This is a genomic window from Streptomyces roseirectus (genome assembly GCF_014489635.1).
In the GTDB taxonomy this organism is placed as follows: Bacteria; Actinomycetota; Actinomycetes; order Streptomycetales; family Streptomycetaceae; genus Streptomyces; species Streptomyces roseirectus.
The window spans coordinates 9,677,913-9,693,748 of sequence record NZ_CP060828.1 but is presented as its reverse complement, the minus strand read 5'-3'; the positions used below and the strand labels follow the sequence as shown (position 1 = coordinate 9,693,748).

General features: G+C 71.6%; 16 protein-coding genes. 4 read left to right on the top strand and 12 right to left on the bottom strand.

What is annotated here, in order from left to right; translation table 11 throughout:
• Positions 1-83 precede the first annotated feature (83 nt).
• Positions 84-476 carry a winged helix-turn-helix transcriptional regulator gene (locus IAG44_RS41780; protein WP_246563073.1) on the bottom strand — a complete coding sequence of 131 codons (393 nt, stop codon included), beginning with the start codon at positions 474-476 and terminating at the stop codon, positions 84-86.
• Between IAG44_RS41780 and IAG44_RS41775 the strand changes: the two genes are divergently transcribed.
• Positions 468-1,322 carry an NmrA family NAD(P)-binding protein gene (locus IAG44_RS41775; RefSeq protein ID WP_223006850.1) on the top strand — a complete coding sequence of 285 codons (855 nt, stop codon included), beginning with the start codon at positions 468-470 and terminating at the stop codon, positions 1,320-1,322. The genes IAG44_RS41780 and IAG44_RS41775 overlap by 9 nt on opposite strands.
• 96 nt (positions 1,323-1,418) lie before the next feature.
• On the opposite strand, the gene IAG44_RS41770 is transcribed toward IAG44_RS41775, so the two are convergent.
• From IAG44_RS41770 to IAG44_RS41760, 3 genes are all read right to left on the bottom strand, one after another.
• Positions 1,419-1,871, bottom strand: coding sequence for a nuclear transport factor 2 family protein (locus IAG44_RS41770; protein ID WP_187752217.1), 453 nt, complete (start codon positions 1,869-1,871; stop codon positions 1,419-1,421).
• A 35-nt stretch (positions 1,872-1,906) separates the two neighbouring features.
• Positions 1,907-2,716, bottom strand: coding sequence for an MBL fold metallo-hydrolase (locus IAG44_RS41765; RefSeq protein WP_187752216.1), 810 nt, complete (start codon positions 2,714-2,716; stop codon positions 1,907-1,909).
• 227 nt (positions 2,717-2,943) lie between these two features.
• The gene (locus tag IAG44_RS41760) at positions 2,944-3,519 is read right to left on the bottom strand and encodes a helix-turn-helix domain-containing protein (RefSeq protein ID WP_187752215.1); all 576 of its coding nucleotides are present in this window, start codon (positions 3,517-3,519) and stop codon (positions 2,944-2,946) included.
• 186 nt (positions 3,520-3,705) lie between these two features.
• On the opposite strand from IAG44_RS41760, the gene IAG44_RS41755 reads away from it, so the two are divergent.
• Positions 3,706-4,413: a B3/B4 domain-containing protein gene (locus IAG44_RS41755; protein ID WP_187752214.1), complete on the top strand. Its 708-nt coding sequence runs from the start codon at positions 3,706-3,708 to the stop codon at positions 4,411-4,413.
• A 235-nt stretch (positions 4,414-4,648) separates the two neighbouring features.
• On the opposite strand, the gene IAG44_RS41750 is transcribed toward IAG44_RS41755, so the two are convergent.
• The gene (locus IAG44_RS41750) at positions 4,649-5,335 is read right to left on the bottom strand and encodes a hypothetical protein (RefSeq protein WP_187752213.1); all 687 of its coding nucleotides are present in this window, start codon (positions 5,333-5,335) and stop codon (positions 4,649-4,651) included.
• A gap of 307 nt (positions 5,336-5,642) precedes the next feature.
• On the opposite strand from IAG44_RS41750, the gene IAG44_RS41745 reads away from it, so the two are divergent.
• Together IAG44_RS41745 and IAG44_RS41740 are read left to right on the top strand one after the other, a co-directional pair.
• Entirely contained in the window at positions 5,643-7,424 is a 1,782-nt protein-coding gene (locus IAG44_RS41745; RefSeq protein WP_187752212.1) for an ABC transporter ATP-binding protein, read from the top strand.
• 190 nt (positions 7,425-7,614) lie between these two features.
• Positions 7,615-8,373, top strand: coding sequence for a hypothetical protein (locus IAG44_RS41740; RefSeq protein ID WP_246563061.1), 759 nt, complete (start codon positions 7,615-7,617; stop codon positions 8,371-8,373).
• A gap of 1,042 nt (positions 8,374-9,415) precedes the next feature.
• Here the strand turns inward: IAG44_RS41740 and cas2e are convergent.
• Genes cas2e through casA form a run of 7 tightly spaced genes read right to left on the bottom strand, consistent with a single transcriptional unit; the run spans position 9,416 to position 15,751 of the window.
• Positions 9,416-9,727: a type I-E CRISPR-associated endoribonuclease Cas2e gene (gene cas2e / locus IAG44_RS41735; protein WP_187752211.1), complete on the bottom strand. Its 312-nt coding sequence runs from the start codon at positions 9,725-9,727 to the stop codon at positions 9,416-9,418.
• A gap of 20 nt (positions 9,728-9,747) precedes the next feature.
• Positions 9,748-10,728 (bottom strand): type I-E CRISPR-associated endonuclease Cas1e, encoded by a 981-nt coding sequence (cas1e, locus tag IAG44_RS41730; protein ID WP_187752210.1) that lies wholly within the window; start codon positions 10,726-10,728, stop codon positions 9,748-9,750.
• Entirely contained in the window at positions 10,725-11,396 is a 672-nt protein-coding gene (cas6e, locus tag IAG44_RS41725) for a type I-E CRISPR-associated protein Cas6/Cse3/CasE (protein WP_187752209.1), read from the bottom strand. Before cas6e ends, cas1e begins: the two co-directional genes overlap by 4 nt.
• Positions 11,393-12,214 carry a type I-E CRISPR-associated protein Cas5/CasD gene (gene cas5e / locus IAG44_RS41720; protein WP_187752208.1) on the bottom strand — a complete coding sequence of 274 codons (822 nt, stop codon included), beginning with the start codon at positions 12,212-12,214 and terminating at the stop codon, positions 11,393-11,395. Before cas5e ends, cas6e begins: the two co-directional genes overlap by 4 nt.
• Entirely contained in the window at positions 12,211-13,386 is a 1,176-nt protein-coding gene (cas7e, locus tag IAG44_RS41715) for a type I-E CRISPR-associated protein Cas7/Cse4/CasC (protein WP_187752207.1), read from the bottom strand. The genes cas5e and cas7e overlap by 4 nt, the downstream gene beginning before the upstream one ends.
• Positions 13,387-13,428: 42 nt before the next feature.
• A complete protein-coding gene (gene casB, locus IAG44_RS41710) occupies positions 13,429-14,160 on the bottom strand; it encodes a type I-E CRISPR-associated protein Cse2/CasB (protein ID WP_187752206.1) in 732 nt (243 codons plus the stop codon).
• Between the two features lie 34 nt (positions 14,161-14,194).
• A complete protein-coding gene (gene casA, locus IAG44_RS41705) occupies positions 14,195-15,751 on the bottom strand; it encodes a type I-E CRISPR-associated protein Cse1/CasA (RefSeq protein WP_187752205.1) in 1,557 nt (518 codons plus the stop codon).
• Positions 15,752-15,836: the final 85 nt, after the last annotated feature.

Here is a 15,836-nt window from a genome sequence, read left to right as displayed (position 1 = left end):
CGGCAGTGTACGAGCCGCACGGGCCAGGAAGATCACCGTCCCAGGACTGATCACCGCCGCTCGCCGGTGCCGGACGGAGCCGGTCAGGGGGCCGGTGACGGCCTCGTCGCGGGGTCGTCGTGTCCCTGGTCCTCGCCGGTCCCGTCCGTGTGCGGATCCGGCACATCCCCGGCCCACTCCGCCATCGCGTCCAGGACCGTCCGCAACTTCTGTCCCAGCGGGGTGAGTTCGTACTCGACGCGCGGGGGTACCTCGGCGTGGACGGAGCGGGTCACGATGCCGTACGCCTCGAAGCGGCGCAGGCGGCTGGTGAGGGTGTGCGGGCTGATGCCCGGGAGGGCGGCGCGGAGGTCGGTGAAGCGGCGTTTCCCGGGGAGGAGTTCGCGTACGACGAGGGTCGCCCAGGAGCCTTCGAGCACGGCGAGGAAACGGGCGACGCCGCATTCGGGGAGGGCCGGGATGTCCGCGTGATCCACGGCGCCTCGGGCGCCCAGGGCAACCCCCTCCTGTCCCGTCTGAAGGCCACGGGCAAGCCCGTCGTGGCGGTGGGCCGCAAGCCCGGCGCGCATCCGGACGGCACCCCGGTCGTCGCGGCCTCCTACACCTCCGTCGAGGACCTGGCCGGCGTCTACACGGACGCCGACGGCGTCTTCGTCCACCTCCCGGTCGCCGCCGAGGACGAGCGCGTGGTGTACGCGCGCAACATCGTCGCCGCGCTGACCGAGGCGAAGCCGCGCCGGGTGGTCGTCTCCACCAGCGGCACGGTCGTCGACGGCCCCCACCCCCAGCTCCGGGCCCCGGACGACTCCGCCGTCCAGATCCTCGTGCGCGGCCTCGCGGAGTCCGGGCTGTCGTACGCGGTGGTCGCGCCCCGCCTGTTCCTGGAGAACCTGCTCCTGCCGCCGCTCCTCAACGCCGTACGCACGCAGGGCGTCCTGCGCTACCCGCCGGCCCCGGACTTCGCGATCTCCTGGTCGTCCCACCTGGACAACGCGGACGTCGCCGCCGCCCTCCTCGACCGCCCCGAGATCACCGGCACAGTCGCCGTCGGCCGGCATACCGGCCTCACGGGCCCCAACCTCGCGCGCGCCTTCGCCACCCACCTCGGCCGCGACGTCACCTACGAACCCCCCACCCCCGAGGCGTTCGGCGACCTCCTCGTCCCCTTCCTCGGCGACACGGGCGCCCGCGAAGTCACCACCGTGTACCGCCACCTCGCCACCGCACCGGACAACACCATCAGCCAGGCCAACAGCGCCCAGCGACTGCTGGATCTGGAGCCTCGCACGACCGGGCAATGGCTGGCCCAGCTCGGCGTGTGAGCCTGCCCGGCGGCTTCACGCCGGCCGCGCCCCGGGCGAGGGACAGACGTTCGCCGGTGTCATGGCGACCGCCGCCTCCCCGCCCCGCGCGTGCCGTCACTGCAGCGGCAACGGCTCCCCGTGCTCCTGCGGCGTCCGTGGCCCCAGGATGCGGCGGTCCTCCGCCTTGATCGGGACGTCGTTGATGCTGGCCTCGCGCCGCCGCATGAGGCCCGCGCTGTCGAACTCCCACAGTTCGTTGCCGTAGGAGCGCCAGTGGCCGCCGTCCGCGTCACGCCATTCGTACTGGAAGCGGACGGCGATCCGGTCGTCGCCGTAGGTCCACAGTTCCTTGCGCAGGGCGTAGTCGAGTTCGCGGCTCCACTTGTCGGCGAGGAAGCGGCGTATCTCGTCGCGGCCGGTGACGAAGGTGTCGCGGTTGCGCCACACGGAGTCCTCCGTGTAAGCGAGGGCGACCCGGTCGGGGTCGCGGGTGTTCCAGGCGTCCTCGGCGGCCTGGACCTTGGCGAGGGCGTCGGCGTGGGTGAACGGCGGTACGGGGGGTCTCACGTGTGCTGCTCCTGTCGATATGTCGATGCGGGTGGTCAGGGGGTGAGGGGGAGCCAGGTCCCGTGGCCGGCGACGCGCAGGACGGGCGTGAGGCCGGCGTCGTCGAAGGCGTGCTCGATGGCGTCGCGGCCCTCGGTGAAGTGGGCCCAACCCGTGTAGTGGGCCGGGATGTTGACGGGGGCGCCGAGGATCGCGGCGGCTGCTGCGGCGCGGGCGCTGTCGAGGCTGACGGGGCGCTGGCGGAACTTGCCGGTGACGCGGGCGGCGCCGGCGTGCAGGACGGTCGCGTCGACGCGCGGGACGCGGCGGGCGATCTCGGTGACGGTCCGCAGGGAGGCGTTGTCGCCGCTGACGTAGACGGTGGGCAGGCCGTCCCCGGCGAGGACGAAGCCGACGACCTGGCAGTTGACGTCGCCGTCCGCGTCGCGCTCGCCGTCCTCGGGGCCGTGCACGGCCGGTACGGCGGTGACGGTGAGCTCGCCGCCGTCCGGGCGGGCGAGCGTGTGGCTCTGCCAGGCGGGCAGGCCCTGCGCGAGGGCGCCGAGGCGGGTGGCGCCGCCGGTGGTGGTGAGCAGCAGCGGCGCGGCGAGCGCGAAGGCGCGGCCCCGGTCGTCGAGGTTGTCGGCGTGGTTGTCGTGGCTGACGAGCACCAGGTCGACGTCCGCCAGCCGGTCCTCCGTCAGGGCCGGGCCCTCGGTCTTGGTGAGGTAGCCGTGCGGGCCCGGGTCGTCGAAGGTCGGGTCGGAGACGATGCGCAGTCCGCCGAGGTCCAGGACGGTCGTGGGGCCGCCGACGACCAGGGCCGAGCCCTCGGTGCGCGGGAGGAGAGGGGACGGCGACGGCATGCGGCTCCTTGTTCGGCGGGGTGCTTCGTGATCGACGGTAGGCAGGGGCGGGGGCGCGGGGAAATGCCGTCCGCGGTGCGGCTATGCCTCGCTCGTATGGGTGCGGGTCACGGTCGCCTCGCGCAGTGCCTGGGGAACATGGCCGCAGCGTAACCGGCGTTTCCGCGCCTCGCGCCGGATATTCGGCGTCACTCACGGAACCCTGTCCGGGTGGGAGCGCGGTGCCGTCACGCCGGGCCGGGTGGCAGGTGGACGGTCATGATCAGGTGGCAGGTCCCGGTGCCCGCGCCCCGGTACGTGTGGGGGGCGTCGGCGTCGAAGGCCGCGGTCTGGCCGGCTTCGACGGGGTGCTCGGTGCCGTCGACGACGAGGGTCATCCGGCCGGCGGTGACACTGACGGTCTCGGTGACGCCTGCCTGATGGGGGTGGCTGGGGTACTCCTCGCCGGGCTCCAGCGTCCAGCGCCAGACCTCGGTGGGCGCCGGTCCGCCGGTCGTCAGCATGAGCCGGGCCTCGCTGCCGTGCTCCCCCGTCCACAGCGGCGCGACGGCGCCGGCGCTCACCACGCGGACGCGGCTCTCGGCGGGCCCGTCGAGCAGCGCGGACACGGAGACGCCCAGGGTGTCGGCGAGGCGGACCAGGGTCGCGAAGTTCGGGTTGCCCTGTGCTTTCTCCAGGCCGACGAGTGCTCCCTTGCTGACCTTGGCGCGGCGGCCGAGTTCGTCCAGGGAGAGGCCGGCGCGGGTGCGGGCCGCGCGGACGTTGTGCGCGAGCGTCCGCAGCGCTTCCTCGGTCTCGGCCATCTCCTCGCCCTTTCTGCCGGTTCAGTTGCTACCGGCCCTGCCGGTTCACTGGAATGCACCACCCGGTCGTTCGGTTGACTCGAGGTGGTCGATCTGCTGTACGGTGTGGTCGTTCCACTGATCGTACGCGCGATCGCTCCCCTCCCGGACCGCGTCAGCGCCTGGGCACCCTGAAACGGACCTCCCATGACCACCTTCCGCATCAGCACCGCCGTCGCGGACGCCTTCCCCGACGCCCTCATCGCCGTCGTCACCGCGACCGGGCTGCGCGGCCACGAACCCTGGCCCGCCACCGACGCCGCCCTCGACGACCTGGAGCGCCGGCTCGCCGCCGGCACCTGGCGGCCCGCCGACGAGACCGACCCCCGCATCGCGTCCTGGCACGCCGCCTACCGCTCCTTCGGCACCAACCCCCGCCGCGTCCGCCCCAGCGTCGACGCGCTCGGCCGCCGCCTCGCGAAGAAGGGCTCGCTCCCCCGCATCAACCCTGCCGTCGACTCCTACAACACCGTCTCCGTCCGCCACGGCCTGCCCGCCGGCGCCTTCGACCTCGCCCACGTCACCGGCGCCGTCGAGATCCGTCACGCCACCGGCGCCGAGACCTTCACGCCCCTCGGCGAACCCGGCACCCTCGACCACCCCGCCCCCGGCGAGATCATCTACACCGACACCACGGACGTCCTCACCCGCCACTGGAACCACCGCGACGCCCACCGCACCCGGGTCACCCCCGACTCCACCCACGTCGCCTTCGTCCTCGAAACCCTCCACGCCGACCGCGACGGCCACCTCCTCAGGACGGCCGCCGGTGAACTTCGGGATCTGCTCACGGCGCACTCGGCCCGGACCACGGTCGGTTACCTGAGCCCGGCGCACCCGGAACTCACCGTCTGAACCACCTCCCCTCTCCCCCGGGGCGGAAAGCGGCGAACCTCCCGGCGCGGTGCCTGCCGGAGAGCACGCTACGTCTCGTCGCCTGTTCCGGAGCCGCCGATGTCGTGCACCCCTCCGCCCCTCGACGTGGGGGCGGTCGCCCAGCCCTCCGGAGTGCCGGCCCTCACCCGCCCCCGGGCCACGACGGTCACCGTCTGACGGGGCGTCGTCGTGCAGTCGTCCGCACGGCTTCGGCTCAGCACCTGCTGTCCGTGTTTCGCCGGACGGTGATGCTGTCGCCGTGGCGTGTGTCGGAGCCGGGCGGGAGGGCCGTGTTGCGCAGGCCGAGCGGGGGAGGGTCGTCGCCGTCGTGGGGAGTCAGGTGACGGCCCTGGTAGTCGGTGGCGTCGAGCAGGTAGTCCGACACGGACACCGGTACGGGGACCGCGGTGATCTCGAAGCTGACGCCTTTCTGCTCCTCGTTCCCCACTTGCGCGGTGAGGCGCCACGTGCCGGTCGCGGCGGACACGGTCGCTTCGCCGAAGAGGGTGTAGACGTCCTCGGTGGTGACCCGTCCGGCGACCCACAGCCGGTAGCCGTCGGCCAGTCGCGAGCGCCCCCGGAACTCCGAGCAGAGGCTGATCTCCGCCTGTTCGCCGCCCCGTGCGGCGGGCTGCTCGAACCTGACGAAGAACTCGTCCCGCGCGGTGGCCGTGGCGCTCGGGGACTCGCTCGCCACGACCGTGGGGGCGGGCTTTTTCGGATCGTCGTCGAACATCCCCACCAGCACGGGCAGCAGCAGGGCGAGTCCGCCGAATCCCCCCAGCGCGGCCACCGCGGCGACGGCCTTCCCCCACCGGCCGGTTCCCCGAGGCGTACGGCCGGGGTCCTCCCCGGTCACCTCGTCGACGTCCTCCGACGGCCTGTCGGACCGATCGGGCATCGGGCCTCCCCCCTGTGTTCGGCAAGAAGGCGTTGCGCCCCGCCTCCGTCCGAAAGCCGCAACGCCCGGTTTCCCGCACCCCAAGATCGCGGCTCTCCGATGCCCCGTCCAGACCGGTTCGTGCTTATTTTCTCTGGTCCGGCACCGGCCCACTCGCCCCTCCGGAACAGGCCGTGTCTCCAGCCAGTCGGCGGGGGTGCACCCGACGATCGCCGGATGGGCGGGGGAACGTGCGGGCTTCCAGGCTGGGGGCATGACACGCCGCCGCCGGCACGGCGCGCGGCAGGCCGCGTAGGAAAGGAATCCTGTGAACACCGCATCCGCCCCGGAGGCGACGGGTGCCGACTCCCCCCGCACCCGCGAGACGCTGAAGGCGCTGTACGGGTACGTCCGTCCGCACCGGTGGACCGTCGCGCTCGGTCTGCTGCTGGCGCTGGCGGGGGCCGCCGGAGGACTGCTGCAGCCGCTGGCCACGAAGGCGCTGGTCGACCGGCTCTCGTCCGGCGGCACGATCGCGACCATCGTGCTGGCCCTGACCGTACTGGTGCTGCTGAGCACGGTGGCCGAGGCGTTCGGCGCGTACGTGCTGGAGCGGACGGCGGAGTCGGTCGTCCTGGCCGCCCGCCGCAGCCTCATCGGCCGTCTGCTGCGGCTGCGGCTCCCGGCGGTGGACCGGACACAGCCCGGCGACCTGATGTCGCGGGTGACCTCCGACACCACGCTGTTGCGGGCCGTCACGACCCAGGCAGTGGTCAACGCCGCGACCGGGACGGTGACGCTGGTCGCCGCGGTCGTGGTGATGGCGTTCCTGGACGTCGTCCTGCTCGGCGTCGCGCTCGCCGTGGTCGCGGTCGTCGGAGTGGGCGCCGCCCTGGTGATGCCGCGGATCGGGCAGGCCGCCGAGCGCTCGCAGGAGGCCGTCGGGGAGATGTCGACCGGCCTGGAGCGGGTCTTCGGCGCGTTCCGCACGGTGAAGGCGTCCGGCGCCGAGGAGCGGGAGACGGCGCGCGTCGAGGCGTCGGCCCTGCGGGCGTGGCGGCACGGCGTGCGCGGAGCGAAGTGGGAGGCCCTGCTGGGCACGGCGGACAATCTCGCCGTCGAGCTGGCGTTCCTCGCGGTGCTCGCGGTCGGCGGGGCGCGGGTGGCGTCCGGGGACATCCCCGTCTCCACGCTCATCGCCTTCCTGCTGTACCTGTTCTATCTGATGGAGCCGGTCTACAAGCTGGTCGAGGCCGCCACCCAGTACCAGGAGGGCGCCGCCGCGATCTCCCGGATCACGGAGGTGGACCGCCTGGCGGCGGAGCCCCCGGCCGAGCACCGCCCGGTCGCGGCGACGGTGCGCGGCCCGGCGTCGGTCCGCTTCGAGGCCGTGTCCTTCAGCTACGGCCCCGGGCTGCCCCCCATCCACCGGCAGGTGGACTTCGAGGTGCCCGGCGCCGGGCTGACCGCCTTCGTCGGCCCTTCCGGCGCGGGCAAGTCGACGGTCTTCGCGCTCATCGAACGGTTCTACGAGACGACCGGCGGCCGCATCCTCGTCGACGGCGAGGACGTCCGCGACTGGCCGCTGCACGAGCTGCGGTCCGCCATCGGGTACGTCGAGCAGGACGCGCCCGTGCTGGCCGGCACCCTGCGGGAGAACCTGGTCTTCAGCGCGCCGGACGCCACGGACGACGACATCCACGCCGTCCTCGCCCGGACCAGGCTCGACACCCTCGTCGCGCGTCTCCCGCACGGCCTCGACACCCTCGTCGGCCACCGCGGCTCGAAGCTCTCCGGCGGCGAGCGTCAACGTGTCGCCATCGCCCGCGCCCTGCTGCGCCGCCCCCGGCTCCTCCTCCTCGACGAGGCGACCTCCCAGCTCGACGCCGTCAACGAACTGGCCCTGCGGGACGCCATCGCCGAGACCGCCCGCGACACGACCGTCCTCGTGGTCGCCCATCGCCTCTCGACGGTCACGGACGCGGACCGCATCGTCGTCATGGACGCCGGGATGGTCCGCGCGGTCGGTACCCACGAGGAGTTGGTGTCCACGGACGAGTTGTACGCGCGGCTCGCCGCGACCCAGCTCCTGGTCCGGGCTGACGACTGAGAGGAGGCGCCTCCACCGGTGGCTGTCCGACGGCGCGACGCCGGACAGCCACATGGCGTGTGAAGCCGATCGCCGGGTGCCAAGCCGCACCCCGGTGGACCGATTTTTTTTCCCGAGGACATCGTGAAAGGCAGGATTCCTGCCCAGGGCTGCTGTCCAGCCCCAGCCGTACCGATCCGACAAGGCGGGGATGACCATGAAACTGTCGTTCGACGGCGGCTGGCGGGCAACGGTGACGGACGATCCGCTGCACCTCGCCCCCCGTTTCGCGGGCGGCACCGTGTATGTCGCGCCCTACACGAACGTGACGGAACGCGAGCACCTCCTCGCGACCACCTTCGGCAGCCAGGAATGGCTGTGGGACATCCCAGACACGCTCCGGTTCGACCCGGCCGGCCGACAACTGGCCGGACTCGAACTCCAGATGCCGTACAGGTCAGCCGCCATGGAGACCTCCCCCCGCTGTCCCACCCTCCCCGCCGTCCGCCCGGGCGGGCTCCGCGCGGACGAGGTGCGCAACTTCCGGCATGAGATGTGCTCGGTGCTGTGCCGCACGCCTGGGGACGCCACCCTGATCTGCCTGCGGGACATGGACATCCTGAGCAAACCGCTGGACGCCCGTCTCGGCATCGCCCCCGACGTGGCACTCCTCATCCAGCGCGACACCGTAGTCGGCTGGACCCTCACCAACCCCGCGCACTACCTGACCACTGGCTTCTCCACCCCCTCCCCCACTCTCCCCTCCAACACCACACGCCAACTACTCACCGAATGCCTCGACCTCATCACCACGCCAGTCGTCGACGACCTGGTGGACGGCCACCCAGCCACCCTTGCCCGCCTCCGAGCCGCCGACGCGTCCCTGCGGGCCCAGCGAGAGGACCGCCACCGCGCCGACGCGCTTCTCTCGCTGATCGCCACCTATGTCGAGGACTGGGGAAAGGGGTGAAGCACGCCGGGAAAACCGGCAGCGGCCGACGACAAGACCAGCCCGGCAACCACCCAAAACAGACCGCACCTATGGACGGAACCCAGGCACGGAGGAACGGCAGCAATTCCGCAACAACACCCTCAGCCCCCAGGAACGACCACCGAACAACCCCGACTGGCACGCACACGAAGTCCCAGATAACACCCACTACACCCACCGATGACCACCAGAAAAACCTCCCAAATCAACGCTTTCACAGGACAAGGAGGCTTCGGAGAGATGAATCCCAGGGGAGTCGAACCCGAGGCGGGGACGCCTCTGACCTGCGATTATTCCAGAGAGCCGGACATTGGCACCCTATTCGACCCTGCTCGATCCGCCTCGGCCCCCATCGATCCAGGGCCGGTGCGCACGCGTGTGCACGCAGCTCAAGGCGATTGCATCCGCGAACCTCGCGCTTGCAACCCTCCGGCCTACAGGGTGACTTGGCTGGTCGCTGAAGGACCTCTGCAAATCATGCCCTTTTCGGCCTGCCGTGGCTCCTCCCTGCCTGGGCGGAGAGCAGACATCGATCCGCTCAAAAGCCGGTCCACCTACGCTCGCGCGGAGAACAGCCAGGTTCCGGGGTGGGGCGTGGCATGTCCCGCCGGGTCACCTCCGCTCGCGCAGAAAACAGCTGGATCGGCTGGACATTCCGGTGCCCGACGGCGGTTGACCTCCGCTCGCGCAGAGAGCAGAGGAGGTGTAACAGCCAGGTCGCGAACGCTGTCGGTTTACCTCCGCTCGCGCAAAGAGCAGTCCTGACCGGCCGGTCCGGCGCGGTCCGCGTCCGGTTCACCTCCGCTCGCGCAAAGAGCAGGTCATCCAGTTCCCCGAGGCCCAGCTCAAGAACGGTTCACCTCCGCTCGCGCAGAGAACAGTACAACGACCGCCTGTTCACGAGCTGGTACGGCGGTTCACCTCCGCTCGTGCAGAGAACAGGCGACACACTCGCGGCGTATGCAAGGGTTGTCCGGTTCACCTCCGCTCGTGCAGAGAGCAGACTCCCTGACCTGCTCTTCTATAAGGGCTGTGCGGTTTCTTTGCCCTGTGGTTGGTAGGAGATGAGGGTGAGGCCGTCGAAGTCGATGGGGTTGCGGCGTTGGGTGCCGGTGGTGTGGAGGGTGAAGCCTTGTTCGTTGTCGGTGGGGTGGATGAGGACGGAGACGCCGTCGGCGGTGGTGGCGGTGACGGTGGACCAGAGTTCGTCGCGGACGCGGGCGGAGACGGTGCCGACGTAGAGGTGGGGGGTGACTTCGAGGAGCCAGCGGGTGAGGGCGCCGCGGAGGTGGTCGGGGACGGCGGTGAGGGAGATGGCGATCATGGAGGTCATCGGGAGGCTCCCAGCGGGTGTCAGGGTGGGGTGGCGTGGTTGGTGCCGCCGGGGATGGGGCCGGTGACGGGGTCCCAGAGGTCGACGAGGTGTTCTTCGGGGTCGGGTGGTTGGTGGGTGGTGTCGGGGTCGAGGAGGTTTTGGATGTCGGTGACGATGCGGGGCAGGAGCCGGAAGAGGCGGAGTCCGTCGCGGAAGGAGCGGCGGGCTTCGGCTTCGGGGTTGGTGGAGTTGTGGAGGGAGAAGGCGAGGGGGATGGTGAGGTCGGCTTTGTAGAGGTCGGCGATGTCGTAGACGAAGGCTTGCTGGTTGCCGTTGTGGACGTAGCCGAGGGCGGGTGAGCAGCCGAGGGCGAGGATGGCGGCGTGGACGATGCCGTAGAGGCAGGTGTTGGCGGCGGAGAGGGCGAGGTTGACGGGGTCCTGGGTGTCCCAGGAGGCCGGGTCGTAGGTGCGGCGGAAGCGGCCGATGCGGTATTGCTGGGCGAGGAGGCGGTAGTGGGCTTTGACGCGGTGGCCTTCGAGTCCGCGGAGCTGGGCGAGGGTGGTGCCGGGTTTGACGGTGCCGGGGCCGAAGCGCAGTTCGTACATGGCGGTGGCGACGGCGAGGCGTTGCTGGTCGTCGGCCCAGGTGCGGGTCTGGCGTTCGAGCCAGGTGGTGGTGAGGGAGTCGGGGAGGGCGGCGGCGTAGGTGCGGACGCCGCCGGAGCCGGTGATGAGGACGGTGGTGCCGTGGCGGGCGAGGGTGGTGAGGGCGCGGGCGGTGATGGAGGTGCCGGGGCCGAGGAGGATGCAGGAGAGGGCTGCGGTGGGGAGGTAGACGGTTTCGGTGCCGCGTTCGGGGCTGGTGATTTCGGCGCGGACGCCGGTGTCGTCCTGGTGGATGCGGACGATGTCGAGGTAGAGGAAGGAGAGGGAGTCGGCGATGCGGGGGAGCATGGCGACGGTGGGTGCGGCGAGGCGGCGGCGTGCCTGGCCGGGGGTGTGGGCGGGTGGGGTCATGGGGTGTTCCGGGCGGGGGCGATGCTGAGGAGTCCGCAGCCGTATGCCTTGCCGCGTCCGATGCCTTCGGTGATCTTCTGGCGCAGGAGGTCGGGGTCGGTGATGGTGGCGGAGCCGTCGAAGCGGGTGCGGGTGTGGCGGATGGACTGGGTTTTCTTGGTGTCGGGGGTGCGCAGGGCGCGGGCGGTGTCGAGGGGCTGGGAGTGGAGGGTGAGGGGGGTGAGTCCTGCGGTGTCCGCCTGGCGGGTGAACCATTCGTCGGCGTGGGCGCCGGTGAGGGGGACGACGGCGGGGAGGTTGTAGAGGGCGCGGGTGGTGGCGCCGGGTTTGCGTACGGGGCTTGCGGTGCAGCGGTAGCGGATGGTGAGGCCGGGTTTGAGGGCGTCGAGGAGGGGGTCGAGGGGGCGGGTCTGGGTGGTGCCGTAGCCGTCGGGGAGGCGGGTGAGGTCGGGCTGGTGGGTGCTCTGGAGGAGGATGTGGGAGCCGGTGGGGGTGTCGTCGAGGCGGAAGAGGACGCCGAAGCGGGCGCGGGGGTCGGGGCCGGCGTCGTCGGGGAAGAGGGACATCAGGCGGCGGTGCAGGTGCATGGCCGCCTCGCGGCCGGTGAGGTCTCGGCGGGCCTGGGCGGAGCGGGGGTCGGGGACGATGCGGGTCAGCCAGACACTCATCGGGGGCTCTCTTCGGACTGATGGCGGTGGCCGTCGAGGTAGGCGGCCAGCGTGGTGAGGTGGTCGGTGCCCAGGCCGGTGTGCTGGTCGGCGGGCAGGTGGAGGGTGCGGCGGTACAGGGGGCGGTCGCGGTGGGCGCGGCGCCGGGGGTGGAAGGTGAGGGGCTGGTCGTTGACCCGGCCTGCCGGGTGGGCGCCGCTGTCGGTGGTGGCGGATGTGGTGGGGGCCAGGTGGGTGAGGGGGTGGTCGGCGAGGAAGTCGACCGGGGCGGTGGGGTTGGCGGGCGGGGGTGCGGCGAGGGGCAGGTGGACGAGATGGTGCAGGGCGTCGTCGAAGCGGCCCAGCAGGAGGGGGCCTTCGGGCGGGCAGGAGCGGCGGCCGAGGTAGGGGGGCCAGTAGGGGTGGGTGAGGGCGGTTTCCGCCTGGGTGAGGAGGGTGGTGTCGTCGGTGGTGAGGGCGACGGTGAAGGCGGCGTCGGCGAGGTAGGTGCGGTGGGTGAGGAGGGTGGCGGTGTCGCCGCTGCGTTTCTTGCCCTCGGCGGTGGTGACGGTGGCTTTGGCGGGCAGGCCGCCGCCGACGGTGTGCAGGTCGCGCAGGAGGACGCCGGGCCGGTCCGTGCGGACGGTGACCGACAGGCGGGTGAGGTCGTCGATGTTCTCGCCGCGCCGGCGGCCGAGGGCTGAGGCGAGCAGGCCGATGATCCCGGAGCGGGTGGGGAAGCTTGCGGTGTCGCGTTCGTTGAAGTGGCTGCGTTCGCCCCAGGACTGGAGCGGCCCGCTCAGGCGCAGAAGAAGTCCGGGCAGGGGCTGGGGGTTCACGCGGTGGCCTCGGGAGCCGGGGCGAGGGCGGCGTCGACGGCGGTGGTGATCAGTTCCTCGAAGGAGGGGTGGCGCTCGCCCAGGCCGGTGAGGCCGGTGTCCAGGCCGGCCCAGCCGGAGGCGATCAGGCCCTTGGCGCCCAGCAGGGTGTTCGCGGCCTGGGCGTAGGTGTCGAGCTGGGTGCGGGAGACCTCGGCGAAGCCGCCCTGCGCGCTCGCGCGGACGGGCTTCTCGAAGGCCGCCGCGTAGGACAGGGGGCGGTCGGAGCGGACGCTGATGTGGACGAGGTCGGGCATGGTGTGCGGGGCGGTGGAGTTCTTCTTCGCCTGGGGCAGGGAGCCGACGAACGCGGTCAGGAAGCCGGCGGCGAGTTCGCGGGCCGCGTCCTGGTCGTCGCCGATGTTCGCGGCGAGGTCGCGCAGGTCGAGGGTGGCGTAGCGGTAGAAGGTCCCCGCGCTGAACTCGGCGTGCCCCATGTGGCCGCTGCCGGTGGCGTCGTCCCACAGCGCGGTGACGTCGTCCACGGCCGAGAAGTAATCAAGCTCGACGTCCGTCTCGTGGGTGGTCAGGGCGTGGGCGACCTGGACGGCGCCGTCCACGCCGGCGTCGTCGATCTCGGCGAGCATCCGGCCGAAGAGGTTGATGACCCCGTTGCGCGACCGCAGCACGGCCTCGACCTCGCCGGAGGGCAGGACGCTCTTGTCGGCGGGCTTCTTGATGTCCTTGGCCTGCTCCAGGGCCTCGCGGTGGCGCTCGGCGAGGTCGGCCAGCTCGGCGACGGCCGTCTCCGGGACGTAGACCATCGCGTTGGTGAGGACCTTGTTGGGCACGGTCTCCTTGGCCTCGCCGGACTTCTTGGCCAGCTCGAACTTGATGCCGCTGGCCACCGCGGCATGGCCGCCGGCCCGCTGCGCCAGCTCGGACGGCCAGCCGCGCAGCTCCAGCTCACGGCTGACGCGCTCCCCGATACGGCGGGTACGCAGGGCCGCCTCACCGAACTGCTCCTCGAAGACCGTCCGCGCGGCACGCTTCCAGGACTGGCTGCTAACCCGCGTACGCAGCGTGTTGCCGTACTGGACGGTCTTCACAGAATTCGTGTCGTCGCGGTTCAGATTGGCGAACGGGACGGAGTGCAGGATGTGGATGTCGATGAAACGGGCGGGAGCGGTCATGGCCGTGGTTCCTCTGTTCTCTCGGTGTACGGGACGAAATGGTCAGGCGGGGGTGCTGAGGCGGGTGGCCTCGTCCTGGTCGGCGTGGTCGGCGACCTGACTGAGGGCCCGGTTGCGCTCGATGTAGTAGTCCTGCAACCAGCGCCGCGCGATGCGGTCGCAGTAGGCGGGCCAAGAGGCGAGGTCGGACAGCAACTGGGCCCAGTCGACAGGGACGTCCAGCTCGCGCAGGTAGCCGACCGAGGCGGGAAGGTGGCGGTGCAGACCGCCCAGACTCTGCCGGGTCAGCAGGTTCAGCCGCGCCTCCGCAGCCGCCTCCCGCATCGTCCGCTCCCGCTCCGGGCTCTCGTACACGGCGAGCGCGAACGCACGCCCCAGGCTCGCGCCGTACCGCTCCGCCGCGGGGCTGTCGCCGTCGGCCTGCGACTCCTGGCCGGCGGACTCCGGCGGCTCCTGCTCGGCGGACGTCTCCTGCTGCGGGTCGGTGCCGGGTTCGTCGTCGGGGTCGGGGTAGCGGCTGCGGGGCTGGGCGGCGATCATCGCGGCCACCGCGTAATAAGCCCGCTGTTCGGCCTCCGAGCTGTCGCGCGGAAGCCACCTGGCGATAAACCGGTGCATCCGGGGGACATGGTCGAGGTCGCGGCGCAAGCCGGTGCGCAACGCGGTCCGGGCGCCGGGATCGTCCCGGCACAGTTCCTCGATCTCGCCGGTGAATTCCAGGAGCCTGCGGCGCCGGGCCGCGATGCGCTCGTCGGTGCTGTTCTCGGGGGGCATTCGGATCCTTCCTCCACCAACGTGAATGAGTGGGCTACGACGCCTTCTTGCACGGGCCGCCGAAGAGTTCGATACGGGCGTCGGAGACCGCCTTCGCGCCCCGCTGGGTACGGGTGACGGACGCCGTCACCGTCTCGTAGGCGCCCAGCGCCAGCCGCAGGAACACCGTCCTGGCCTCCGCGGCACCGAACGTGGCCGGCACCACCTGGCCAGCGCCGTCCAACGCACGGAACCGGGCCCAGAACTCGGCCTCGGCAGCGGGCCAGTAACGGGCCGCGGCCTCAGCCGCCCAGGTGTCCCCGTCCGCCTTCGGATCGTCCACATACAACGTCCAGGCCCGCTTGACGGCCCGCTCCAGACGGCGCCCGTACTGTTCGCCGAGCTGCCGCATCCGCCCCACCGCGGGCGCCGACGTCGGCAGGTCCCGCTCCACCAGCCCCAGCACGGCGGGCGTCGCGGCGTCCACGAACTGGATGTCCTTGGCCTGGCCCTCCTGGTCGAAGCCCAGCGCCCGCACCCGCAGGTCCTCGGAGACCTCGCTCGCGTACTCGAACACCTTCGGCCGCTGCGGCTGCGCCACCCCCGGAGGCTCCTTCAACAGCAGCGCGTCCAAATCCCGCCACAGCGCACGCCGCGAATCGGCGGGCCTGGGGTAGCGGTTCCCCTGCTGGCTGACCTGCCAGATCAGGTAATCGTCATCGCGCGGGATACGTCCGCTGCGGTAGGCCCAGGTGATGTACGCGTCCCGGACCAGACCAGGATCATTCTCGTCCGCGACCAACAGCAACGCATGCTGGGAACACGCCGTCAGCCGCGCGCACGGACCCTCCGGAACCGGCGGCGAACCGTCGGGGTCCGGGAGATTCGCCCACTCCCACGGGCACAGGTCCCTCTCGCGCCGTACCGTGAGCGGCGGTTTGACCAAGCCCGCCAGCAGTGTCTCGAAGAGGTTCTTGCCCTCGGGGTGGTAGGAGAGCGCGGTGCGCAGCGGGCCCGCGGTGGCGCTGGCGGTCTTGACTCCGTCGACCTCACGGGCCGAACAGCGGCCCGAGGGACCGTAGTAGTGCCACACCAGCAGGTTCAGCACTGCCTCGGAGACCGTCGGAAAGTCCGGGCTCGCGTCGCTGCCGTGCCGGAACCAGGCGTGCGTGTTGCCCGCCGGACGCGTCACGATCAGCTTGTTCACCCCGGCCGTCTTGTCCGCGTCGCACTGCGCGGCCAGCCGGGCGTCCTGCATCCACGGACGGCCGCCCCCCGGGTCGTAGAGGAAGAACCGGTGCCGGAAGCGGGCGACGTACTTCTCGATCCCCTCAGGGGGAAACTGTCCGGCGTCGTGGACGTCCAGACGGCGCTCACCCCAGTCCCCAGGACCGGCCTCGTCCAGGTCGGTCACCCGCGCGGTCAGCGCGTACAGGACCCTCAGCAACGCCGAGTGCGCCGGGGGATCCGCGATCGCAAGCGTCTCGATGTCGTGACTGCGCAGCAACAGGTCCCGCAGCCCGACCCGGTCGGGGTGCGGGGCAGGGGCCGTGGGAAGCCAGCGGACAGGGACCCAGGGCTCTTCGAACAAGTTGTGAGAACTGGTCGGCATTCGACTCCGATCATGATTTTGCTGGCCACAATGAGGGCGGGGTCTCCGTGAAGACGGAGGTGAACCGTGGGCTGCTCGCAGAGAG